Raw genomic sequence first — 21932 nt, 5'->3', positions numbered from 1 at the left:
TGTGGCTACTGAGCGGGCTCCACGCCCGCGCGGAGGAGGCCGTACGTGTACGCGTCCTCCAGGGCCTGCCAGGAGGCGGCGATGACGTTCTCGGCCACACCGACCGTGGCCCACTCGCCGGAGCCGTCCGAGGTGGAGATCAGCACCCGGGTGGTGGAGGAGGTGCCGTGCTTGCCCTCCAGGATGCGGACCTTGTAGTCGACCAGGTCCAGCTTGGCGAGCTGCGGGTAGATCTTCTCCAGGGCCACGCGCAGGGCGCGGTCCAGGGCGTTGACCGGGCCGTTGCCCTCGGCGGTGGCGACGATCCGCTCGCTCTTGGCCCACAGCTTGACCGTGGCCTCGTTGGCGTGGGTGCCGTCGGGCCGGTCCTCGACGATGGCCCGCCAGGACTCGACGTCGAAGTACTTCAGCGGCCGGCCCTCGGCCTCCGCGCGCAGCAGCAGCTCGAACGAGGCGTCCGCCGCCTCGTAGGTGTAGCCCTTGAGCTCCCGCTCCTTCACCCGCTCGACCACCCGGCCGACCAGCTCCCGGTCGCCGCTCAGGTCGATGCCCAGCTCCTTGCCCTTCAGCTCGACCGAGGCGCGGCCCGCCATGTCGGAGACGAGCATGCGCATGGTGTTGCCGACCAGCTCGGGGTCGATGTGCTGGTACAGGTCCGGGTCGACCTTGATGGCGGAGGCGTGCAGGCCGGCCTTGTGCGCGAAGGCGGAGACGCCCACGTACGGCTGGTGGGTCGACGGCGTCAGGTTGACGACCTCGGCGATGGCGTGGGAGGTGCGGGTCATCTCGCGCAGCCGGCCGTCGGGCAGCACCTTCTTGCCGTACTTCAGTTCCAGGGCGGCGACCACCGGGAACAGGTTGGCGTTGCCGACGCGCTCGCCGTAGCCGTTGGCCGTGCACTGCACATGGGTGGCGCCCGCGTCGACGGCGGCCAGGGTGTTGGCGACCGCACAGCCGGTGTCGTCCTGGGCGTGGATGCCGAGCCGGGCGCCGGTGTCGGCGAGGACGGTGGCGACGACCGCGTGGACCTGGGCGGGGAGCATGCCGCCGTTGGTGTCGCAGAGGACGACGACGTCGGCGCCGGCCTCGGAGGCGGCGCGGACGACCGCCTTGGCGTACTCGGGGTTGGCGCGGTAGCCGTCGAAGAAGTGCTCGCAGTCCACGAAGACCCGGCGGCCCTGCTCGCGCAGGTACGACACGGTGTCGCGGACCATCTCCAGGTTCTCGTCCAGGGTGGTGCGCAGCGCGAGCTCCACGTGCCGGTCGTGCGACTTGGCGACCAGGGTGATCACCGGGGCACCCGAGCTGAGCAGGGCCTTGACCTGCGGGTCCTCGGCGGCTGTGGTGCCGGCGCGGCGGGTGGCGCCGAACGCGACGAGCTGGGCGTGCCGGAAGTCGATCTCCGCTTGCGCGCGGGCGAAGAACTCCGTGTCGCGGGGGTTCGCGCCGGGCCAGCCGCCCTCGATGAAGCCCACGCCGAAGTCGTCCAGGTGCCGGGCGATGGCGAGCTTGTCCGCGACGGTGAGGTTGATGCCCTCGCGCTGCGCGCCGTCGCGCAGCGTGGTGTCGAAGACGTGGAACGAGTCGTCGAGCTCGCTGGTTGCCGTCTCGGTCATGTCTCAAGGCTCCTGTGGGAAATCTTCGGTCTTTACCGGAATGACCGGCTCCACCGTTCCTCCATGCTCCCTCGCGCTCCGTCACCGGCTGAGGGTGGGCCGGAAAACGAAAAAACCCCTCGCGGGTGCGAGAGGTCTGCGCGCGGGTCGAGGACGACGGTGGCCACCCGCACCTGGTCGTACGAGGTGGTCACTGCGGACCGGCGCGCCTGCTGCCAATAATCATGGCGAACGAGAGCACGGGGGCAGTCTGGCACAGCTCCGCCCCCGGCTCACCGTCCGTCTCAGGATGCGGGCGTCAGCGTGGAATCCTCGCCGGCCCTCACCCGGGCCAGATCCAGGTCCTTGGTCTCCCGCATGGTGACGTACACCACGAGGGACACGGCGGCGCAGCCGGCCACGTACCAGTAGAAGCCGGACTCGATGCCGCCCTTCTTGAACCACAGGGCGACGTACTCGGCGGTGCCGCCGAAGAGGGCGTTGGCGATGGCGTACGGCAGGGCGACACCGAGCGCGCGGACGCCGGTCGGGAAGAGCTCGGCCTTCACGCAGGCGTTGATGGAGGTGTAGCCGGTGACCACGACCAGCGCCAGCAGGGCGAGGCCGAGGGCGGGCCAGTAGCCGTCCGCGTGCCGGAGCAGCGTCATGATCGGCACCGTCAGGAACGTGGAGCCGACGGCGAAGGTGATCAGCAGCGGGCGGCGTCCGATGCGGTCGGAGAGGGCGCCCGCGAGCGGCTGGAGGCAGGCGAAGACGATCAGCGCGGTGAAGGAGACCAGCGTGGCGGTCTCCTTGGACAGCCCCGCCGAGTTGGACAGGTACTTCGTGAGGTAGGTGGTGTACGTGTAGTACGCCACCGTGCCTCCCATGGTGAGGGCGATCACCAGGAACGCCTCCCGCTTGTGCCGCCACAGCGCCCGCAGGGTGCCGCGCTCCTCGGAGTGCGAGGTGTCCTCCTCGTACACCTCCGTCTCCAGCATGGTGCGGCGCAGGTAGAAGACGACGGCCGCGCCGAGCGCGCCGACGACGAACGGGATGCGCCAGCCGTAGCTGTGCAGGGCGTCGTCGGACATGGTGCGCTGGAGGACGATCTGCAGGCCGAGGCCGACGATCTGGCCGGCGGTCATGGACACGTACTGGAAGCTGGACGCGAAGCCGCGCCGCCTCGGGTCGGACGCCTCGGTCAGATAGGTGGCGCTGGCCGCGTACTCGCCGCCCACCGACAGGCCCTGGAGCAGGCGGGCGACGAGCAGCACGAGAGCTCCGCCGTAGCCGGCGACCCCGTAGGTGGGAGCGACGGCGATGAGGATCGCCGAGGCCGACATGAGCGTGACGGTCAGGGTCAGCGCCGCCTTGCGGCCCTTGCGGTCACCGACCCTGCCCAGCAGCCAGCCGCCGACGGGGCGCATGAAGAAGCCGACGGCGAAGATGCCGGCGGTGTTCATCAGCTGGGCGGTGGGGTTGCCGCTCGGGAAGAACGCGCCGGCGAAGTACGTGGCGAAGCTCGCGTACACGAACCAGTCGAACCACTCGACCATGTTGCCCGCCGAGCCGACCCAGATCTTCTTCCAGTGTTGTCGTCCCATGGGCCGTTACCTGCCCGCCCGCGGAGGAAACGATTCCGATGCGCCGCCGGACGTGCGCCGCTAGGGGGTCGCGGCGAGCCCGTCCTCGATGAACTCCCGGACGTGCGAGAGGACTTGGCCCCGGTCCGTGCCCCGCAGCCCGATCGCCACGTGGATCGAGAACCCGTCCAGCAGCGCGCGCAGCCGCGCCGCGAAGCGGTCCGCGTCCACCGGGCGGAACTCCCCCCGCGAGACGCCCTCGGCGATCAGCGCGACCAGGTCGCGGTGCCACGCGCCCTCGATCGCGGCCTGCCGGGCACGCGCGTCGTCGTCGGCGTTCTGCGACCGGTTCCAGACCTCCAGCCACAGCGTCCAGTGCGGGTCGCGGTGGCCGTCGGGCACGTACAGGTCGACGTAGGCCGACAGGCGTTCCCGCGCGGTACCGGGACCGGCCAGCAGGCGGCCCCGCTCCGCGCCCAGCCGGCCCTCGCTCCACTCCAGCGTCCGAAGCAGCAGCTCGTCCTTGGAGCGGAAGTAGTACAGCAGGTGGCCGCTGCTCATGCCGACCTCGCGGCCCAGCCCCGCCATGGTGAGTTTCTCCAGACCGCGCTCGGCGATCATGTCCATGGCGGCGGCGAGGACCTCCTCGCGCGGCGGCGCGTTCCTGCGTGCCCGGCCCGCACCGGTCATCTGCTGCTCCCGTGTGTGTCAGACCCTCGGCTGCTGCTGCGTGACGCAGTGGATACCGCCCCCGCCCGCGAAGATCGTACGCGCGTCGACCAGCGTCACCGTCCGCTCCGGGAACAGGCGCCGGAAGATGCCCGCGGCGATCTCGTCGCGCGGGTCGTCGAACCCGCACAGCACCACGCCGCCGTTGCAGAGGTAGTGGTTGATGTAGGAGTAGTCGGCCCAGTGGCCGTCGGCTTCCAGGGCGGCCGGCGCGGGTACCTCCACGACCTCCAGGCGGCGGCCCCGGGCGTCGGTCGCCGACCTCAGCAGGCCGATGACCTCCTGGGTGACCTCGTGGTCGGGGTGGGCCGGGTCCGGCTGGTGGTGGGCGACCACGACGCCCGGCCGGGCGAACGCGGCGACGATGTCGACATGGCCGAGGGTGCCGAAGCCGTGGGGAGGGTAGTCGCCGGTCAGGCCGCGCGGCAGCCATATCGCCTTGCTGGTGCCGAGGTGGGCGTGGATCTCCGCCTCGACCTCCTCCTTGGTCCAGTGCGGGTTGCGCTCGGGGCCGAGCTGCACGGTCTCGGTGAGCAGCACGGTCCCCTCGCCGTCGACGTGGATCGCACCGCCCTCGTTGACCAGCTTCGAGGCGTACTTCCTGGCGCCCGCGAGGCCGGAGACATACGCGCCGATCCTGGAGTCGTGCTCCCAGCGGGCCCATTCCTGGGCGCCCCAGCCGTTGAACGTCCAGTCCACGGCGGCCAGTCGGCCCCGGCCGTCGGTGAGGAAGGTGGGGCCGATGTCCCGCATCCAGGCGTCGTCCAGGTCCCGCTCGACGGTGTCGACGCCGGGGCCGAGCAGCGCCCGAGCGTCCTGCGACTGGCCGGGGCCGCACACGACCGTCACCGGCTCGAAGCGGCGGACGGCGCGGGCCACGGACGCCCACGCGGTCCGGGCGGCGGCCAGGTCGTCCGGGTCGTCGAAGGTGGGGTTGGGGCTCGGCCAGGCCATCCAGGTGCGCTCGTGGGGCGCCCACTCGGCGGGCATGCGGAAGCCGTCGGCGGCGGGGGTGCTCATCGCGCGGGTCCTTAGAGGAAGTAGAGGCGGTTGAGGGAGACGGACTCGGCCGGTTCCGAGCGGATCGGCTCGCCGTCGAGGGTGACCAGGCCGGTGCGCCGGTCGACGTCCACCGCTCCGGTACGGGAGTTCAGGCGCAGGTCGGCCGGTCCGATGCCCCGGGTGCCGCGCACGGCGACCCTTCTGCGCCGGGTCGGCATCCGGTCGTTGCCCTGGTCGACGGCCGCGCGGGCGACGAAGGCGACCGAGAGGTCGGCGGCCGTGGCGCCGTACGCCCCGAACTGCGGGCCCAGGACGAGGGGTTCGCAGGTGTCGGTGGCCGCGTTGGGGTCGCCGACCACGCCGTACGCCGGGAATCCGGCCTTGAGGACGAGCTGCGGCTTGGCGCCGAAGTACTCCGGGCGCCACAGCACGATGTCGGCGAGCTTGCCCACCTCGATCGAGCCGACCTCGTGCGCGAGGCCGTGCGCGATGGCCGGGTTGATGGTCAGCTTGGCCAGGTAGCGCAGGACGCGCGCGTTGTCGTCGCCCTCGCCGTCGCCCTCCAGGGGCCCCAGCTCGGCCTTCATCTTGCCGGCCATGGCGAAGGTGCGGCGGACCGTCTCCCCGGCCCGGCCCATGCCCTGCGCGTCGGAGGAGGTGATGCCGATCGCGCCCAGGTCGTGCAGCACGTCCTCGGCACCCATCGTGCCGGCGCGGATCCGGTCGCGGGCCATGGCGGCGTCGCCGGGCAGGTCGGGCTTCAGGTCGTGGACGGAGACGATCATGCCGTAGTGCTCGGCGACCGCGTCCCGGCCGAAGGGCAGGGTGGGGTTGGTGGAGGAGCCGATGACGTTCGGCACGCCGGCCATCTTCAGCACGTTGGGCACGTGTCCGCCGCCGCAGCCCTCGATGTGGAAGGCGTGGATCGTGCGGCCCTCCAGCACCCTGAGGGTGTCCTCGACGGACAGGCACTCGTTCAATCCGTCGCTGTGCAGGGCGACTTGGACGTCGTGTTCCTCGGCGACCCGCAGGGCGGTGTCCAGGGCGCGGGTGTGGGCGCCCATGTCCTCGTGCACCTTGAAGCCGCTCGCCCCGCCCTCGGCCAGGGCCTCGACGAGCGGAGCGCCGTGGGAGGACGAACCCCGGCCCAGGAAGCCGATGTTGACCGGCCAGGCGTCGAAGGCGTTGAAGGCGTGCCTGAGCGCCCAGGGCGAGTTGACGCCGACGCCCCACACCGGGCCGAACTCCTGCCCGATGACCGTGGTGACGCCGGAGGCGAGGGACGCCTCCATGATGCGCGGCGACAGCAGGTGCACATGGGTGTCGACGGCGCCGGCGGTGGCGATCAGCCCCTCGCCGGAGACGATGGAGGTGCCGGTGCCGACGACGACGTCCACGCCGTCCAGGGTGTCGGGGTTGCCGGCCCGCCCGATCGCGCTGATGCGGCCCTCGCGGATGCCGATGGACACCTTCCTGATCCCCTGCACCGCGTCGATCAGGACGACGTTGCTGATCACGACGTCGCAGGTGTCCCGGACGGCGGCGGCCTTCAGGTGCAGTCCGTCGCGGGCGGTCTTGCCGAAGCCGGCCAGGAACTCGTCGCCGTACCGCTGGGAGTCGGACTCGACGCGGACGGTGAGCCCGGAGTCGCCGAGGCGCACGCGGTCGCCGGCGCGGGGGCCGTGGGTGGCGGCGTAGGCGTGCGGGTCGACGTGGATCGACCGGCTCACCTCGCGTCCCTTCGAGCGGCTCATCGCTCCTCGCCTCCTTCCGGTGTCGCTCCCAGGTATCCGCAGGCGGCGGCCCTGCGGAGGGCTTCCTCCTTGGCGCCGGGCGCGTCCAGCGGGCCGTCGACCAGTCCGGCGAAGCCGATCGCGATCCGCTCGCCGCCGATCGGCACGAGCCCGACCTCCTCGCTCTGCCCCGGTCCGAAGCGGACCGAGGATCCGGCGGGTACGGCGAGCCGCATGCCGTAGGCCCGCTCGCGGTCGAAGTCGAGGCGCGGGTTGGCCTCGAAGAAGTGGAAGTGGGAGGTGACGGAGACCGGCACGGTCGCGGTGTTGGTGACGCGGAGCCGGAGGGCGGGCTCGGGGTCGGCGTGCTCGGGGCCGGGGAGCAGGGCGCCCGGGGCGTCCGGGCCCAGGCCTCCTCCTGCTTCGCGGGGGGACCCCCAGCCGATGGGGTCGGAGACGACCGCGAGGCGGGAGCCGTCGTCGAAGACGGCCTCGACCATCACCTCGGCGACGACGTCGGCGACACCCGGCAGGACGTCCTCGGGACCGAGCACCGACCGGGCCGCCTCGACGGCCTCCGCGAGCCGTTTGCCGTCGCGGGCGGCCTCGCAGACGGTGTCCGCGATCAGCGCGGTGGCCTCGGGGACGTTCAGCCGCAGACCGCGTGCCCGGCGCGCCCGGGCCAGCTCGGCGGCCCCGAAGAGCAGCAGCCGGTCGCGTTCCGTGGGGGTCAGTCGCACGGCACGGCACCTCCTTGCCTTCCTGATTAGAGCAACACTCTAAACAGGTAATCCAAGGAAGAGAAGCATTGACCGGGCATTGGACATACTTCGATTGAGCAGCGCTCTAGCATGGCCAAGCGATAGGGTGCCCAACGAAAAGCGCCCCGAAGGGGTGCGGGGAACCGCGTGACCAGCCGAACTGGACCCGCGGACGCCCGGCACCCCTCGGGGGCGCTTCAGGCCGCGCTCTTAACCGACCCGGTGCATCCAGCCGTGCTTGTCCTCGGTCAGGCCCCGCTGGATGCCCAGCAGAGCCTCGCGCAGGCGGCTGGTGACCGGGCCGGGCGTGCCGTCGCCGTGGGACCACTGGTCGGTCTTGGTCTTGACGTGACCGATCGGCGTGACCACGGCGGCGGTACCGCACGCGAACACCTCGGTCAGCGCACCGGACGCGGCGTCCTCGCGCCACTGCTGGAGGGTGATCACCCCTTCCTCGGCGGTGTAACCGAGGTCACGGGCGACCTGGAGGAGGGAGTCACGGGTGATGCCCTCCAGGATGGAGCCGGTGAGCGACGGGGTGACGATCCGGTCGCCGTAGACGAACGCGACGTTCATGCTGCCGCTCTCCTCGACCTTGGTGCGGGTGACCGCGTCGAGGTAGACGACCTGGTCGCAGCCGTGCGCGGCGGCCTCGGCCTGCGGCAGCAGGGACGCGGCGTAGTTGCCGCCGGTCTTGGCGTCGCCGGTGCCGCCCGGGACGGCGCGGACGTGGTCCTCGGAGACCCAGATGGTGACCGGCTTCACGCCGCCGGCGAAGTACGCGCCGGAGGGGGAGGCGATCAGCATGAACAGGTACTCGTTCGCCGGGTGCACGCCGAGCGCGGCCTCCGTGGCGAACATGAACGGCCGCAGGTAGAGGGAGGCCTCGCCGCCGTGCGGCGGGACCCAGTCGGCGTCCTGGGTGAGCAGCGCGTCCAGCGCGGCGATGAACAGCTCCTCGGGCAGCTCGGCCATGGCCATGCGGCGGGCGGAGTTGCGGAAGCGTCGGGCGTTGGCCTCGGGACGGAACAGCGCGACCGAGCCGTCGGGCTGGCGGTAGGCCTTCAGGCCCTCGAAGATCTCCTGGCCGTAGTGCAGGACGTGCGTGGACGGGTCCAGGGAGATCGGCCCGTACGGAACGAGCTGGCCGTCGTGCCAGCCGCGGCCCTCGGTCCACTTGATCGTCACCATGTGGTCGGTGAAGTGGCGGCCGAATCCCGGTTCGGCGAGGATCGCCTCGCGTTCCGCGGCGGCGAGCGGGCTGGCGGAGGGCTTGAGCTCGATCGTGGGCGTCGTCATGAGTGATTGTCCTTCACCGGTTGTAGTGACGGGCCGCGCGCACACCTCCCGGTCGTCGGTGCTAGGACGTCCGAGCATTCCCTCATATCGCGGCTCCGCGTTCGATTATCGCGCGGGGGCGGTAGCGGACGGAATCGGGGTGAAGCGGCCCAAGGTTCGATGGTGGCACCCGGCGAGGCACAGGAAAAGCCGCCGGGTGCGGTGGCGACCCGGCGGCTCGGTGCAGCGCGGCGGGTCAGCCGGCTACGCGTACGGCGAGCGCGTCGCCGATCCCGGAGGTGGAGCGGGCCGGCTTTCCGGCGCGCTCGGTGAGGTCGGCGGCGACCGCCGCGTCGATCCGGTCGGCCTCGGTGTCGTAGCCGAGGTGGCGCAGCAGCAGGGCGACGGACAGGACGGTGGCGGTGGGGTCGGCCTTGCCCTGGCCGGCGATGTCCGGGGCCGAGCCGTGGACCGGCTCGAACATGGACGGGAACTCGCGGGTGGGGTTGATGTTGCCCGAGGCGGCCACGCCGATGCCGCCGGAGACGGCCGCGGCGAGGTCGGTGATGATGTCACCGAAGAGGTTGTCGGTGACGATGACGTCGAACCGGCCCGGGTCGGTGACCAGGTAGATGGTCGCGGCGTCGACGTGGATGTAGTCCGTGGTGACCTCGGGGTAGTCCTCGGCCACCTTGTTGAAGACGTTCGTCCACAGGTGCCCGGCGAAGGTCAGCACGTTGTTCTTGTGGACCAGCGTGAGCTTCTTGCGCGGGCGGGCCTGGGCGCGCGCGAAGGCGTCGCGGACGACGCGCTCGACACCGTAGGCCGTGTTGACGGACACCTCGGTGGCGACCTCGTGCGCGGTGCCCTTGCGGATGGTGCCGCCGTTGCCGGTGTACGGGCCCTCGGTGCCCTCGCGGACGACGACGAAGTCGATCTCCGGCTGGCCGGCGAGCGGGGTGGCGACACCCGGGAGCAGCTTCGACGGACGCAGGTTGACGTGGTGGTCGAAGGCGAAGCGGAGCTTGAGCAGGAAGCCGCGCTCCAGCACGCCGGACGGCACCGACGGGTCGCCGATGGCGCCCAGCAGGATGGCGTCGTGCTGCTTGAGGGAGTCGAGGTCGGCGTCGGTGAGGGTCTCACCGGTGGCGTGGTAGCGCTTGGCGCCGAAGTCGTACTCCTTGGTCTCCAGCTTCACATCCTGCGGCAGGACGGCGGAGAGGACCTTCAGACCCTCGGCCACGACCTCCTGGCCGATGCCGTCACCGGGGATCACTGCGAGATTGATGCTGCGAGACATGCGGGCACCCTACTCCTCGTCCCAGGTGATGACACGCACCGTCCGCCATACGGACACCCGGACAGGTTGCCGGTGTCCTCCCGTCGGTCGACGTTCACCCGTGCGCGGCAAGGATGTCGGGCACCGGTGGAACGTTCCGGGACATGGACACTCCAGACGTCGGCATCCCCCGCCCGCTCGCCGAGCGGCTGAGCATGGCCGAGCAGTACGAGTACCTGCGCGGTCGCATGGTGCGCCGCCGCACGCTGGTGACGGCGGGCGCGGTGGCGGGCGGTCTGCTGACCGGCTGCGGCACCGCGGCCGGCGCCCGGCCGGGGCCGGCCGGATCGGCCACCTCGCGGGTGCCGGGCTCGGCGGTCGCCCCCTTCGGCCGGCACCTCGCCTTCGGCTCCGACCCCCGGACGCGGATGCGGATCTCCTGGCAGGTGCCGTTCGCGGTGAAGCGGCCGTACGTGCGGGTCGGCGCGCGCCCCGACGACCTCGGGCGCCGGGTCCCGGCCGAGATCCGCCCGCTGCACACGCCCGGGGTGGAGGGCGTGCGGCCCGCGCTGGAGCAGTACTACGTACACGCGTCCGTGGACGGCCTCGCGCCCGGCACGACGTACTACTACGGCGTCGGCCACGACGGCTGGGAACCCACCGCCCCCGCCCACCGCGCGGTCATCGCCTCCTTCCGCACGGCGCCCGCGCGTCCGGAGCGCTTCGTGTTCACGGCCTTCGGCGACCAGGGCGTGGGCCGGGCCGCGCACGCCAACGACGATCTGGTGCTGCGCCAGAAGCCCGCCTTCCATCTGCACGCCGGGGACATCTGCTACGCGGACGTCAGCGGCACGGGCCGGACGACGGACGGCTACGACCCCGCCTTCTGGGACCTGTTCCTGAAGCAGAACGAGCCGGTCGCACGGTCCGTGCCGTGGATGGTGACCACCGGCAACCACGACATGGAGGCCTGGTACTCGCCGGACGGCTACGGCGGCCAGCTCGCCCGCTTCTCCCTGCCGGAGACCGGATTCGACCCGCACGGCACACCGGGCGCCTACGCGTTCGCCTACGGCAACGCCGGCTTCGTCGCGCTGGACGCCAACGACGTGTCGTACGAGATCCCCGCCAACCTCGGGCTCAGCCACGGCCGGCAGACGGCGTGGCTGGACCGGACGCTGCGGCGGCTGCGCGCGGCCGACGGCATCGACTTCGTGGTCGTCTTCTTCCACCACTGCGCCTACTCCACCTCGCGGCACGCCTCGGACGGGGGCGTCCGGCGGGAGTGGCTGCCGCTGTTCTCGAAGCACCGGGTGGACCTGGTGATCAACGGCCACAACCACGTGTACGAGCGCACGGACGCGATCAAGGACGGCGCGGTCGGCCGGGCGGTGCCCGTCGGCGGTTCCACCGACCCCCGCCGGGACGGCACCGTGTACGTCACGGCGGGCGGCGGCGGCCGGGACCTGTACGGCTTCCCGTCGGGCGTCGAGGACAGCTACGAGGGTCACGTCACCCGGCACCGGGCGGTGGAGACCTTCGCGTGGACCAAGGGCGGGGACCGGGTGCCGGAGACGGTGGAGTGGTCGCGGGTGCGCTACACCGGCTTCTCGCTGCTGTCGGTGGAGGTGCGGGCCGGCACGACGCCACGGCTCGCGGTGTCGGCGCTGGGCCAGGACGGTCGGCGGATCGACCACTTCGAGGTGCGGCACGGCGGATGAGGGCCGCGCCGCACCCCGTCGGGGTGCGGCTCCCGGCCGGTGGTCCGGCTCAGTGGCCGGTCTCGCCGCCGTTGTCCCGGCGGTCCAGGGCGCGCTGGAGGGCGGCGGCGGCGTTCTTGCGGTCGGACTCGCTCGTGCGGGACACGTGGCGGACTCGGCGGCGGACGGTCGTCTCGGCCATGGCGATCGACTCCTTCGGCATACGTGGAGCACGGCAAGAAGGGGGTTACGAGACGCCGGAAGGGGCGGGGAGCACCGGCCGCAGGGGTTGCCTGCACGGGGCCCGGCTCACGACCGCCATTCGCTGGATCGAGCGAGACGTTCGGCTCCTACAAAACTAAGGGAGTGGTCCGTGTCTGTCTGCACAATTACTCGGACTTCCTACTATCTGAGACGGCGGACTGGATCACACCGACCTGAGCTGGGCTTTCGTGCGTCCGGGGGAACCTTGGCCAAGGGAGCGCAGGACGCGGATCAGGGCCCGTACGGCGGGCGTGGCGGCCAGTGCCCTGGGCAGGGTCGTCGCCTCCCGCACCCCTGCCCTGGCCGAGGGCGAGGTCGTCTTCCACCGCCAGGGCTGGCGCACCCACGCCGTGGTCCGCCCCGAGGAGATCCGCCGGATCCCCCACCACCCCGGCGTCCCGCTGTCGGCGTACCTGAGCGTGCTCGGGGGCACCGGGCTGACCGCCTACGTCGCCCTCACCCGGATCGCCCGGCTGCGGGAGGGCGAGGACCTGTTCGTCTCCGGCGCGGCGGGCGGGGTCGGCACGGCCACCGGCCGCTTCGCCCGGCTGCTCGGCGCGGGCCGGGTGATCGGCAGCGCGGGCACCGCGGAGAAGGTCGCGTACCTCACGCGGAAGGCCGGCTACGACGCGGCCTTCGACTACCGCACCGCCCCGGTCGACGACCTCCTCGCCCGGGCCGCCCCCACCGGCGTCGACGTCTTCGTGGACAACGTCGGCGGCGACCATCTCGGCGCGGCGATCGGCGCGCTGCGCGAGCGGGGCCGGGTGGTGCGGGTCGGCACGATCAGCCAGTACAACACCCCGGACGCGCCCCCGGTGCGGTTCGACCACGCCGATATGGTGGAGAAGAGCCTGCGTATCGAGGGCTTCCTGGTGAAGGACCACCTGGACGCGCAGGAGGAGCTGTACGACTTCGCCGTACCGCATCTGCGCAGTGGGGCGCTGTTCGCGGACGAGACCGTGATCGACGGGTCCGAGCGGATCGTGGAGGCGTTCCTGCTGATGCTGCGCGGCGGCAACGTCGGCAAGATCCTGGTCCGCGCGGTCTGACCGCCGGTGTCAGAGGACGTCCCCGTCCCGCCAGTCGAAGACCAGTTCCCCGTCCGGGTCGAGCACGCCCCGCACGTACAGGCCGCCTTCCTCCTCGGGCAGCCGGACGATCCCGTCCGGCGAGAGGGCGTGCACCCGCCCGGCCCAGCGCCGCCAGCCGCGGGCGGCGTACAGCGGCGCTCCCGCGTCGCTCGCGGAGAGCGCGCCGAGGTCGTAGGCCCGGTCGACCACCCGCTCCAGCTCGGCCATGACCCGCCCGCCGAGCCCGGTCCGCCGTACGTCGGCCCGCACGGCGACGGCCTCCACGTACCCCGTCCGCAGCCAGCGCCCCCGGTGCCGCACCCGCCGCATCACGACGGCCCCGTGAGCGGCGAGCCCTGCCCCGTCCCGGACGAGCACGTGCATCCCGCCCAGCCCGTGCTCGAAGTCCGCGTCGGAGAGGTCCCCGTCGAAGGCGTCGTCCAACAGGCCGCGCACGGCCCGGAGTTCGGCCGCGTCCAGATCGGCGGTGTGAGCGAGCCGCAGGGTCATGGCGCCAGTATGGCGCGGCGGACGTCCCGGGCGCCGTCGACGATCAGCACGGGCACGTCGAGGCGGGCGCATGGGAACGGCCCGGGGAGTCCGCTCGGTGTCGGGCTTCCCGGGCCGTGCTCGGGGGGGCTGGTCAGCCCATGTGCGGGTAGGTGTAGTCGGTCGGCGCGACCAGGGTCTCCTTGATGGCGCGGGTCAGCGTCCAGCGCAGGAGGTTCTGGGGGGCGCCCGCCTTGTCGTTGGTGCCGGAGGCGCGGCCGCCGCCGAAGGGCTGCTGGCCGACGACCGCACCGGTCGACTTGTCGTTGATGTAGAAGTTGCCCGCGGCGAAGCGGAGCTTCTCCATCGTGTACGCCGCCGCCGCGCGGTCGTTCGCGATGACCGAGCCGGTGAGGGCGTAGTCCGACACCGACTCCATCTGGGTCAGCATCTCGTCGTACTTGTCGTCCTCGTAGACGTGCACCGCGAGGATCGGGCCGAAGTACTCGGTGGTGAACACCTCGTTCTCCGGGTCGGTGCACTCGATGACGGTCGGACGGACGAAGTAGCCGACCGAGTCGTCGTAGCTGCCGCCCGCGACGATCGTGCAGGACGGGTCCGCCTTGGCGCGGTCGATCGCGGCCTTGTTCTTGGCGAAGGCACGCTCGTCGATCACGGCGCCGATGAAGTTCGACAGGTCGGTGACGTCACCCATGGTGAGGTAGTCGACCTCGGCGGCGAACTCCTCCTTGAAACCGCTGTTCCAGATCGACGCCGGGATGTAGGCGCGGGAGGTCGCGCTGCACTTCTGGCCCTGGTACTCGAAGGCGCCCCGGGTGAGGGCCGTCTTCAGCACCGCGCGGTCGGCCGACGGGTGCGCGACGAGGAAGTCCTTGCCGCCGGTCTCGCCGACCAGACGCGGGTAGGAGCGGTACTTCTCGATGTTGTTGCCGACCGTCTTCCACAGGTACTGGAAGGTCTTGGTCGAGCCGGTGAAGTGGATGCCCGCGAGGTCCCGGTGCTCCAGGGCGACCTTGGAGACCTCGATGCCGTCGCCGGTGACCAGGTTGATGACGCCCTTGGGCAGGCCCGCCTCCTCCAGCAGCCGCATGAGGAGGACGGCCGCGTGGGTCTGCGTCGGGGACGGCTTCCAGACCACCACGTTGCCCATCAGGGCGGGGGCGGTGGGCAGGTTGCCCGCGATGGCCGAGAAGTTGAACGGCGTGATCGCGTAGACGAAGCCCTCCAGCGGGCGGTGGTCCAGGCGGTTCCACACGCCCGGGGAGTTCGCCGGGGGCTGCTCGGCCAGGATCTGACGGGCGTAGTGGACGTTGAAGCGCCAGAAGTCGACCAGCTCACAGGGGGTGTCGATCTCGGCCTGCTGGGCGGTCTTGGACTGGCCCAGCATGGTGGAGGCGGCGATCGTCTCGCGCCACGGGCCGGCCAGCAGCTCGGCGGCGCGCAGGATGATCGCGGCGCGGTCGTCGAAGGACATCGAGCGCCAGGCCGGCGCGGCGGCCAGGGCCGCGTCGATGGCGTCCTTCGCGTCCTGCTGGGTGGCGTGGCGGCCGGTGCCGATCACGGCCTTGTGGTTGTGCGGCTGCACGACCTCGAACGGCTCGCCGCCGCCCAGCCGCTTCTCCCCGCCGATCGTCATCGGCAGCTCGATCGGGTTCTCGGCCAGCTCCTTGAGCTTGGCCTCCAGCCGGGCGCGCTCGGGCGAGCCGGGGGCGTAGCCGTGCACCGGCTCGTTGACGGGGGTGGGGACCTGGGTCACAGCGTCCATGAGATCCGTAACTCCTTGTACGTGAGCGGGTGTGCGGGCTCAGCCCTTGCTGACCATGCTGCGGAGGAAGAACCGGAGGTTGGCCGGCTTCTCCGCCAGGCGGCGCATGAAGTAGCCGTACCAGTCGGTGCCGTAGGCGGTGTAGACGCGCATGCGGTGGCCCTCGGCGGCCAGCCGCAGATGCTCCTCGCCGCGGATGCCGTACAGCATCTGGAACTCGTACTCGTCGAGCTTACGGCCGGCCTTGTGGGCGAGCTCCTGGGCGATGGCGATCAGCCGCGGGTCGTGGGACCCGATCATCGGGTAGCCCTCGCCCTCCATCAGCGTCCTCAGGATGCGCACGTAGGCCTTGTCGATCTCGTGCTTCTGCTGGTAGGCGACCTCGGCCGGCTCCTTGTAGGCGCCCTTGACCAGGCGGACGCGGCTGCCGGACTCCGCGAGGCGGCGGGCGTCTGCCTCGGTGCGGAAGAGGTAGGCCTGGATGACGCAGCCGGTCTGCGGGAAGTCCTTCCGCAGCTCCTCGTGGATGGCGAACATCGAGTCGAGGGTGGTGTGGTCCTCGGCGTCGAGCGTCACGGTGGTACCGATGGCGGCGGCGGCCTCGACGACCGGCCGGACGTTCGCGAGCGCCAGTTCGTGGCCGCCCTGAAGCGCCTGGCCGAACATCGACAGCTTGACGGACATCTCCACGCGTTCGCCCAGCCCCAGGTCCTTGAGGTGGCCGATCAGCTCCAGGTAGGCGTCCCGGGCGGCGGCGGCCTGCTCGGGGGTGGTGATGTCCTCGCCGACGACGTCCATCGTCAGCTCCAGGCCCTTGGCCGTGAGGTCCTTGATGATCGGGACGATGTCGGCCACGGTCTCGCCGGGGATGAAGCGGTCGACGACCTGCTTGGTCACCGGGGCCGCCGAGATCAGGCGTCGCATCCGGTCGCTGCGCGACGCGGCGAGAATCACGGGACCCAGCACGGGGCACCTCCACAGACAAGCACCAAATACGGCCATCACCCGACGATTCGGGTACGGCACGGAGAACCACCGTGAAACCTATGGATCTCTCCGATCGTCGGCCATCGACAGCTGTCACGCATCCGTGCCCGGGATCTCAGACAGATGTATGAAGGCGGCCGGGAAATGGGGGAGAATGCCCGGGTGGCGGCTGAATTCAAGGCGGACTACCAGGAGCTGGTGGACGAGATCTCCGAGCTGCTGGGGGTGCCGGCGACCCTGGAGAACCGTGACTTCGAGCTGATCGCCTTCGGTGCCTACGACAGCGAGGACGAGCTGGACCCGACCGCGCTGGACCCGGTGCGCACCCGCTCGATCCTGACCCGGCGCTCCACGGCCACGGTCCGCGCCTGGTTCGAGGGCTTCGGCATCACGCGCGCGACCGGACCGGTCCGCATCCCGCCGAGCCCGGAGGCCGGTGTCTACCGCGGCCGGATCTGTCTGCCGGTACGCCACCGGGGCGTCGTCCTCGGCTACGTCTGGCTGCTGGACGGCGATCCCGGGCCGACCGACGCCCAGCTCGCCGCCGCCCTGGGGGTCGCGGGCCGGATCGGCGCGCTGCTCGCGGACGAGGCGGAGGCCGGAGCGGGGCTGAGCCGGGAGCTGCGGGCCGTGCTCACCGCGGAACGCGGCTGGCAGCGGGACATGGCGGTGGCCGAGCTGCGCACCGCGCTGGGGCCCCGCGCGGACGGCCCGCACACGCTGGTCTGTGTGGCGCCGTGGCCGTCGGCCGATCCGGACGACGCGCCCGCCCCCCGTACGATCCCGCACGCCACGGCGCTGTGCACGCTGCCGTGGGGCGCCTCGGGACAGAGCCTCGCGCTGCTGGTGCGGCTGCGGACCACGGAGTCCAGCACCCCCGCGCTGGCGGCGGCCGCGCGGCTGCTGAAGGAGGCCGACGGGGCCGGTGGGGCGTCGGGCGGCGCGGCGCGCGGGGCGGGGGCCCGGGTGGCGGCGGCGGTCGCGGCGGGTCTCACCGCCGGGGCCCGGGCCGCCGGGGTCACCGGCTGCGCCGCCGGGGTCGGCGAGCCCCGCACCGGTCTCACCGAGCTGGGCACGGTCTGGCAGGAGGCCTCGGCCGCCGCGCGGGCCGCGCTGGCCGAGCCGCGGTTCGGGCCGGTCGCGCAGTGGGCGCGGATCGGGGCGTACCGGCTGCTGACCGCGCTGCCTCCGGAGGCCGCGCACGACCGGGTGGTCGGCCCGCTCCTCTCCCCCGTCCACCGGGAGCTGGCCCGTACGGCCGAGGCGTACCTCGACTGCGCCGGGCAGGCCGGCCGCACGGCGGCGGAGCTCGGCATCCACCGCCAGACCCTCTACTACCGCCTGTCCCGCGTGGAGCAGCTGACCGGTCTGGACCTGGACGACGGGGAGGACCGGCTGCTGCTGCACATGGCGCTGAAGCGGGCGCGGCTGTGACGCCCTGGCGCGGTCAGCTGCCCGCGGCAGACCGTGGTCAGCTGCCCGCGGCCTGCCGGATCACCCGCCGCAGCCCCTCGGTGAGCTGCTCGGCGGTGGTCGCCGTGCCGGGGTCGAAGAGCCACTGGACCATGAGGCCGTTGAGGAGGGTCTGGTAGAGGCGCCCCTCGGTGTCGATCGTCTCCTCGTCCAGGTCGCACTCCGGGACGCCGTTGAACAGCGGGACGAGTCCGGCACGGCCTTCCTTCTGGGCCTCGGCGAGCAGCTTGCGCACCTCTTCGAGCCGGTCGTCCTGGAACATCAGCTCGAAGCTGAGCAGCCAGATCGCCCGTGACGCGGGCACGGTCCGGATGATCCCGGCCCACACCTCCCGGAAGCGCTCCAGCGAGCCCGGGAGCTGGGTCATCTCGCCTTCCAGGCCGGGGTCGAAGCGCTCACCGACCTCTTCGATCAGCGAGATGTACGCCTGCACCAGCAGCGCGTCCTTCGAGCCGTAGTGGTAGCCGATGGACGCCAGGTTGGTGCCCGACTCCTTGACGACGTCACGCGCGGTGGTGCGCAGGAAGCCCTTCTCCAGCAGGCAGCGCTTGGCGCCTTCGAGCAGATCCTCACGGTGTCCCATGGCCCCACCCTACCCCGCGATCCATACAGCCGTCCTAGACACATGACCTATACATTCGTCCTAGACAACGCTCGTACAGTCCTCGGCATGACGATGAACCCGACGAGCACCACCGACCCCGCCGACGCCGGGAACGCACCCGCCCGCGCCGGCCGCCGCGAGTGGACCGCGCTCGGCGTGCTGATGCTGCCGCTGCTCCTGGTCTCGATGGACGTCTCGGTCCTGTACTTCGCGACCCCCGCGATCAGCGCCGACCTGCGCCCCAGCGGCACCCAGCAGCTGTGGATCTTCGACGTCTACGGCTTCGTCCTGGCCGGCCTGCTGCTGACGATGGGCTCGCTCGGCGACCGCGTCGGCCGCCGCAGGCTCCTCCTCATGGGCGCCGCTGCCTTCGGCGCCGCCTCGCTCCTCGCGGCCTACGCGAACAGCGCCGAGACCCTGATCGCGGCCCGCGCTGTCCTCGGCATCGGCGGCGCCACCCTGATGCCCTCCACGATGGGCCTGCTGCGCACGATGTTCACCGACCCGGCCCAGCGGGCGAAGGCGATCGGCATGTGGTCCGGCGTGATGACCGGCGGCATCGCCCTCGGCTCGGTGATGAGCGGCGTCCTGGTCGAGCACTTCTGGTGGGGCTCGGTCTTCCTGGTCAACCTGCCCGCGATGGCGCTGCTGCTCCTCCTCGGCCCGGTGCTGCTGCCCGAGTCGAGGAACCCGGCGCCCGGCCGCTTCGACTGGCCGAGCGTCCCGCTGTCGCTGGCCGCCGTGCTCCCCGTCGTCTACGGCCTGAAGGAGATCCCCTCCGAGGGATGGAACCCGGGGTACGTCGTCTCGATCACCGTCGGACTGCTGTTCGCGGCCCTGTTCGTCCGGCGCCAGCGCACCGGCACGTCACCGCTGATCCCCCCGGCCCTCTTCCGGGGCCACGGCTTCACGCCGTCGCTGGTCCTGACCCTCGTGAGCGCGTTCGGGATGATGGGCTCGGCCATCTTCACCACCCAGTACCTCCAGTCCGTCCTCGGCAAGAGCCCGCTGGAGGCGGCCCTGTGGAGCCTGCTGCCGTCGGTCCTCATCGGGGTCGCCGGACCGGTCACCGCCCAGCTCGTCCAGCGGGGCCTCCACCGCGGACACGTCGTCGCCTGCGGCTTCGCGGTCAGCGCGGCCGGCTACGTCCTGCTCGCCCTCGTCGGTACCGACTCCCTGTGGCTGGTGCTGGCCGCCGCCGGCGTCCTCGCCTGCGGGGCGGTCATGGTGATGTCCCAGCTGACCGACCTGGCGATGAGCGCGGCACCGGTGGAGCGGGCGGGCACCGCCTCCTCCCTCCTGGAGACCGGCACCGAGTTCGGCGGCGCGCTCGGCATGGCGGTCCTGGGCTCCATCGGTACGGCGGTCTACCGGCACGCGATGCCGGCCACCGCCCCGGCCGAGGCCCGCGAGACCCTGGGCGGTGCGCTGGCCGACGCGGCACGGCTGCCGGGCCGGACCGGGGAGACCCTGCTCGCGACGGCACGGGAGGCGTTCACCAGCGGAATGCGGGGCGCGGCCGTCGCGGGCGCGGTGGTCCTGGTGCTGGCGGCGGTGGGAGCGGCGCTGACACTGCGGAGGATCGAGGCCGGGCGGCAGTAGGCGACGGACAAACGCCGGGCGGGCCGAGGTATCCCTCGGCCCGCCCGGCGTTGCGGTACAGGTGGCTCAGACGAGGTTCACCGAGCGGGCGGACGTCGCGCCGATCTCGGAGGCGACCTCGGCCAGAACGGCGGAGCCCACCGTGTCGTCGACGGTCAGCACGGCCAGCGCCTCCCCGCCCACGGCCGCACGGGCGACCTGCATGCCGGCGATGTTGATGCCCGCCTCACCGAGGATGCGGCCGACGGTGCCGACGACACCCGGGCGGTCCTCGTAGCGCAGCACGACCATGTGGTCGGCGAGCGCGAGGTCGACGTCGTACTCGCCGACCGCGACGATCTTCTGGACGTGCTTCGGGCCGGACAGCGTGCCGGAGACCGACACCTCCTCGCCGGTGCCAAGCGTGCCGCGCACGGTCACCACGTTGCGGTGGTCGCCGGACTCCGAGCTGGTGGTGAGGCGGACCTCGACGCCGCGCTCCTGCGCGAACAGCGGGGCGTTGACGTAGGACACGGTCTCGTCGACCACGTCCTCGAAGACGCCCTTGAGCGCGGACAGCTCCAGCACCTTCACGTCGTGCTGGGTGATCTCGCCGTAGACCTCGACGTCGAGGCGGACCGCGACCTCACCGGCGAGCGCGGTGAAGATGCGGCCGAGGCGCTCGGCGAGCGGCAGGCCGGGCTTGACGTCCTCGGCGATGACACCGCCCTGGACGTTGACGGCGTCCGGCACCAGCTCACCGGCGAGGGCGAGGCGGACGGACCGGGCGACGGCGATACCGGCCTTCTCCTGCGCCTCGTCCGTCGACGCGCCCAGGTGCGGGGTGCAGACGACCTGGTCCAGCTCGAAGAGCGGGGAGTCGGTGCAGGGCTCCTTGGCGTACACGTCGAGGCCGGCGCCGGCGACCCGGCCCTCCTTCAGCGCCGAGTACAGCGCCGCCTCGTCCACGATGCCGCCGCGCGCGGCGTTGACGATGCGGACGCTGGGCTTGACCTTGCGCAGCGCCTCGTCACCGATGAGGCCGAGGGTCTCGGGGGTCTTGGGCAGGTGGACGGTGATGAAGTCGGAGACCTCCAGCAGCTCGTCCAGGGAGAGCACCTTGACGCCCATCTGCGCGGCCCGCGCGGGCTGCACGTAGGGGTCGTAGGCGACGACCTTCATGCCGAAGGCGGACATGCGCTGCGCGACGAGGGCACCGATGCGGCCCAGGCCCACGACACCCAGCGTCTTCTCGGCCAGCTCGACGCCCGTGTACTTGCTGCGCTTCCACTCGCCGTTCTTCAGCGCGGCGTTGGCCTGCGGGATGTTGCGGGCGGTGGAGAGGATGAGACCGCAGGCCAGCTCGGCGGCGGTCACGATGTTGGAGGTGGGGGCGTTGACGACCATCACGCCGGCCTTGGTGGCGGCGGAGACGTCGACGTTGTCCAGGCCGACACCGGCCCGGGCGACGACCTTGAGCTTCTTCGCGGCGGCGATGGCCTCGGCGTCGACCTTGGTGGCCGAACGGATCAGGATCGCGTCCACGTCGGCGATGGCCGGCAGCAGCTCGGAGCGGTCCGCTCCGTTGCAGTGCCGGATCTCGAAGTCCGGACCGAGTGCGTCGACGGTGGCAGGCGACAGCTCTTCAGCGATGAGTACGACGGGTTTCGAGCTCACGTGAGTCCTCACATGTGCGATGCGGACGGCCGTCCCGACGGCCGCAGGCGGAGGAGGGGCTAGCCGCGGAAGACGCACGACGCTGTGGGCCTGACGCGTGTTGTGCAGAAGCATAGTGGCGCGGCGGGCGTCGTATTGCGCCTCCGCGGAAGGATCACCCGTCCGGGGCTGGACGGGTTGGACAACAGGGGCCGGAGCAGTCCGCCCCGGCCCCTGTCAGCGGGCTTACGCCTCTTCGTTCACCCAGCTCATCAGCTTGCGCAGCTGCTTGCCGGTGGTCTCCAACAGGTGCTCGGAGTCCTGCTTCTTGTACTCGTTGTACTTCTTCAGACCGC

Annotated in this window: 18 protein-coding genes and 1 pseudogene; 4 read left to right on the top strand and 15 right to left on the bottom strand. The window is 71.8% G+C overall.

Annotated features, from left to right (window positions below):
• Window positions 1-5: 5 nt before the first annotated feature.
• From cimA to ACH4LD_RS28310, 8 genes are all read right to left on the bottom strand, one after another.
• Entirely contained in the window at window positions 6-1616 is a 1611-nt protein-coding gene (cimA, locus tag ACH4LD_RS28345) for a citramalate synthase (RefSeq protein ID WP_398057205.1), read from the bottom strand.
• Between the two features lie 284 nt (window positions 1617-1900).
• Window positions 1901-3202, bottom strand: coding sequence for an MFS transporter (locus tag ACH4LD_RS28340; RefSeq protein WP_398057206.1), 1302 nt, complete (start codon window positions 3200-3202; stop codon window positions 1901-1903).
• Window positions 3203-3262: 60 nt separating this feature from the next.
• Window positions 3263-3871 (bottom strand): TetR/AcrR family transcriptional regulator, encoded by a 609-nt coding sequence (locus tag ACH4LD_RS28335; RefSeq protein ID WP_132788888.1) that lies wholly within the window; start codon window positions 3869-3871, stop codon window positions 3263-3265.
• Window positions 3872-3889: 18 nt separating this feature from the next.
• The gene (locus ACH4LD_RS28330) at window positions 3890-4930 is read right to left on the bottom strand and encodes an agmatine/peptidylarginine deiminase (RefSeq protein WP_398057207.1); all 1041 of its coding nucleotides are present in this window, start codon (window positions 4928-4930) and stop codon (window positions 3890-3892) included.
• An 11-nt stretch (window positions 4931-4941) separates the two neighbouring features.
• Window positions 4942-6666, bottom strand: a complete 1725-nt coding sequence (locus ACH4LD_RS28325) for an urease subunit alpha (RefSeq protein ID WP_398057208.1) — start codon at window positions 6664-6666, stop codon at window positions 4942-4944.
• A complete protein-coding gene (gene ureA / locus ACH4LD_RS28320; RefSeq protein ID WP_398057209.1) occupies window positions 6663-7385 on the bottom strand; it encodes an urease subunit gamma in 723 nt (240 codons plus the stop codon). Before ureA ends, ACH4LD_RS28325 begins: the two co-directional genes overlap by 4 nt.
• A 231-nt stretch (window positions 7386-7616) precedes the next feature.
• On the bottom strand, window positions 7617-8705 hold the full coding sequence (locus ACH4LD_RS28315) for a branched-chain amino acid aminotransferase (RefSeq protein WP_398057210.1): 1089 nt from the start codon (window positions 8703-8705) through the stop codon (window positions 7617-7619).
• Between the two features lie 235 nt (window positions 8706-8940).
• On the bottom strand, window positions 8941-9984 hold the full coding sequence (locus ACH4LD_RS28310; RefSeq protein WP_398057211.1) for a 3-isopropylmalate dehydrogenase: 1044 nt from the start codon (window positions 9982-9984) through the stop codon (window positions 8941-8943).
• 143 nt (window positions 9985-10127) lie between these two features.
• Here ACH4LD_RS28310 and ACH4LD_RS28305 point away from each other — a divergent pair, with 143 nt between their 5' ends.
• Window positions 10128-11684 carry a purple acid phosphatase family protein gene (locus ACH4LD_RS28305; protein WP_398057212.1) on the top strand — a complete coding sequence of 519 codons (1557 nt, stop codon included), beginning with the start codon at window positions 10128-10130 and terminating at the stop codon, window positions 11682-11684.
• A 49-nt stretch (window positions 11685-11733) separates the two neighbouring features.
• On the opposite strand, the gene ACH4LD_RS28300 is transcribed toward ACH4LD_RS28305, so the two are convergent.
• Window positions 11734-11865 (bottom strand): hypothetical protein, encoded by a 132-nt coding sequence (locus tag ACH4LD_RS28300; protein ID WP_015493350.1) that lies wholly within the window; start codon window positions 11863-11865, stop codon window positions 11734-11736.
• A 313-nt stretch (window positions 11866-12178) separates the two neighbouring features.
• Between ACH4LD_RS28300 and ACH4LD_RS28295 the strand changes: the two genes are divergently transcribed.
• Entirely contained in the window at window positions 12179-12979 is an 801-nt protein-coding gene (locus ACH4LD_RS28295) for a zinc-binding dehydrogenase (protein ID WP_398057213.1), read from the top strand.
• Between the two features lie 9 nt (window positions 12980-12988).
• Here ACH4LD_RS28295 and ACH4LD_RS28290 read toward each other — a convergent pair whose 3' ends face one another.
• The 3 genes from ACH4LD_RS28290 to ACH4LD_RS28280 all read right to left on the bottom strand — a co-directional run bounded on the left by ACH4LD_RS28290 (window position 12989) and on the right by ACH4LD_RS28280 (window position 16241).
• Window positions 12989-13510 (bottom strand): GNAT family N-acetyltransferase, encoded by a 522-nt coding sequence (locus tag ACH4LD_RS28290; RefSeq protein ID WP_398057214.1) that lies wholly within the window; start codon window positions 13508-13510, stop codon window positions 12989-12991.
• Between the two features lie 133 nt (window positions 13511-13643).
• Entirely contained in the window at window positions 13644-15275 is a 1632-nt protein-coding gene (gene pruA, locus ACH4LD_RS28285; RefSeq protein ID WP_103811236.1) for an L-glutamate gamma-semialdehyde dehydrogenase, read from the bottom strand.
• A 39-nt stretch (window positions 15276-15314) separates the two neighbouring features.
• Entirely contained in the window at window positions 15315-16241 is a 927-nt protein-coding gene (locus ACH4LD_RS28280) for a proline dehydrogenase family protein (RefSeq protein ID WP_398057215.1), read from the bottom strand.
• 165 nt (window positions 16242-16406) lie between these two features.
• Here ACH4LD_RS28280 and ACH4LD_RS28275 point away from each other — a divergent pair, with 165 nt between their 5' ends.
• Window positions 16407-17696 carry a PucR family transcriptional regulator gene (locus ACH4LD_RS28275; protein WP_398057216.1) on the top strand — a complete coding sequence of 430 codons (1290 nt, stop codon included), beginning with the start codon at window positions 16407-16409 and terminating at the stop codon, window positions 17694-17696.
• Between the two features lie 37 nt (window positions 17697-17733).
• On the opposite strand, the gene ACH4LD_RS28270 is transcribed toward ACH4LD_RS28275, so the two are convergent.
• Window positions 17734-18318: a TetR/AcrR family transcriptional regulator gene (locus ACH4LD_RS28270; RefSeq protein WP_398057217.1), complete on the bottom strand. Its 585-nt coding sequence runs from the start codon at window positions 18316-18318 to the stop codon at window positions 17734-17736.
• Between the two features lie 87 nt (window positions 18319-18405).
• On the opposite strand from ACH4LD_RS28270, the gene ACH4LD_RS28265 reads away from it, so the two are divergent.
• The gene (locus ACH4LD_RS28265) at window positions 18406-19941 is read left to right on the top strand and encodes an MFS transporter (RefSeq protein ID WP_398057218.1); all 1536 of its coding nucleotides are present in this window, start codon (window positions 18406-18408) and stop codon (window positions 19939-19941) included.
• Window positions 19942-20007: 66 nt separating this feature from the next.
• On the opposite strand, the gene serA is transcribed toward ACH4LD_RS28265, so the two are convergent.
• Together serA and ACH4LD_RS28255 are read right to left on the bottom strand one after the other, a co-directional pair.
• Window positions 20008-21597 carry a phosphoglycerate dehydrogenase gene (serA, locus tag ACH4LD_RS28260; RefSeq protein WP_398057219.1) on the bottom strand — a complete coding sequence of 530 codons (1590 nt, stop codon included), beginning with the start codon at window positions 21595-21597 and terminating at the stop codon, window positions 20008-20010.
• Between the two features lie 225 nt (window positions 21598-21822).
• A pseudogene (locus ACH4LD_RS28255) lies at window positions 21823-21932 on the bottom strand (ketol-acid reductoisomerase); the annotation flags it as partial.

It is taken from the genome of Streptomyces sp. NPDC017676, assembly GCF_044329325.1.
GTDB lineage: Bacteria > Actinomycetota > Actinomycetes > Streptomycetales > Streptomycetaceae > Streptomyces.
The sequence above is the reverse complement of the archived record's forward strand: the minus strand, read 5'-3'. Positions and strand labels throughout refer to the sequence as shown.

Excerpts from the sequence above, each read along its gene's own strand:
- cimA (WP_398057205.1), bottom strand. The coding sequence starts at position 1,616 with ATGACCGAGACGGCAACCAGCGAGCTCGACGACTCGTTCCACGTCTTC.
- ACH4LD_RS28340 (WP_398057206.1), bottom strand. The coding sequence starts at position 3,202 with ATGGGACGACAACACTGGAAGAAGATCTGGGTCGGCTCGGCGGGCAAC.
- ACH4LD_RS28335 (WP_132788888.1), bottom strand. The coding sequence starts at position 3,871 with ATGACCGGTGCGGGCCGGGCACGCAGGAACGCGCCGCCGCGCGAGGAG.
- ACH4LD_RS28330 (WP_398057207.1), bottom strand. The coding sequence starts at position 4,930 with ATGAGCACCCCCGCCGCCGACGGCTTCCGCATGCCCGCCGAGTGGGCG.
- ACH4LD_RS28325 (WP_398057208.1), bottom strand. The coding sequence starts at position 6,666 with ATGAGCCGCTCGAAGGGACGCGAGGTGAGCCGGTCGATCCACGTCGAC.
- ACH4LD_RS28315 (WP_398057210.1), bottom strand. The coding sequence starts at position 8,705 with ATGACGACGCCCACGATCGAGCTCAAGCCCTCCGCCAGCCCGCTCGCC.
- ACH4LD_RS28310 (WP_398057211.1), bottom strand. The coding sequence starts at position 9,984 with ATGTCTCGCAGCATCAATCTCGCAGTGATCCCCGGTGACGGCATCGGC.
- ACH4LD_RS28305 (WP_398057212.1), top strand. The coding sequence starts at position 10,128 with ATGGACACTCCAGACGTCGGCATCCCCCGCCCGCTCGCCGAGCGGCTG.
- ACH4LD_RS28300 (WP_015493350.1), bottom strand. The coding sequence starts at position 11,865 with ATGGCCGAGACGACCGTCCGCCGCCGAGTCCGCCACGTGTCCCGCACG.
- ACH4LD_RS28290 (WP_398057214.1), bottom strand. The coding sequence starts at position 13,510 with ATGACCCTGCGGCTCGCTCACACCGCCGATCTGGACGCGGCCGAACTC.
- pruA (WP_103811236.1), bottom strand. The coding sequence starts at position 15,275 with ATGGACGCTGTGACCCAGGTCCCCACCCCCGTCAACGAGCCGGTGCAC.
- ACH4LD_RS28275 (WP_398057216.1), top strand. The coding sequence starts at position 16,407 with ATGGGGGAGAATGCCCGGGTGGCGGCTGAATTCAAGGCGGACTACCAG.
- ACH4LD_RS28270 (WP_398057217.1), bottom strand. The coding sequence starts at position 18,318 with ATGGGACACCGTGAGGATCTGCTCGAAGGCGCCAAGCGCTGCCTGCTG.
- ACH4LD_RS28265 (WP_398057218.1), top strand. The coding sequence starts at position 18,406 with ATGACGATGAACCCGACGAGCACCACCGACCCCGCCGACGCCGGGAAC.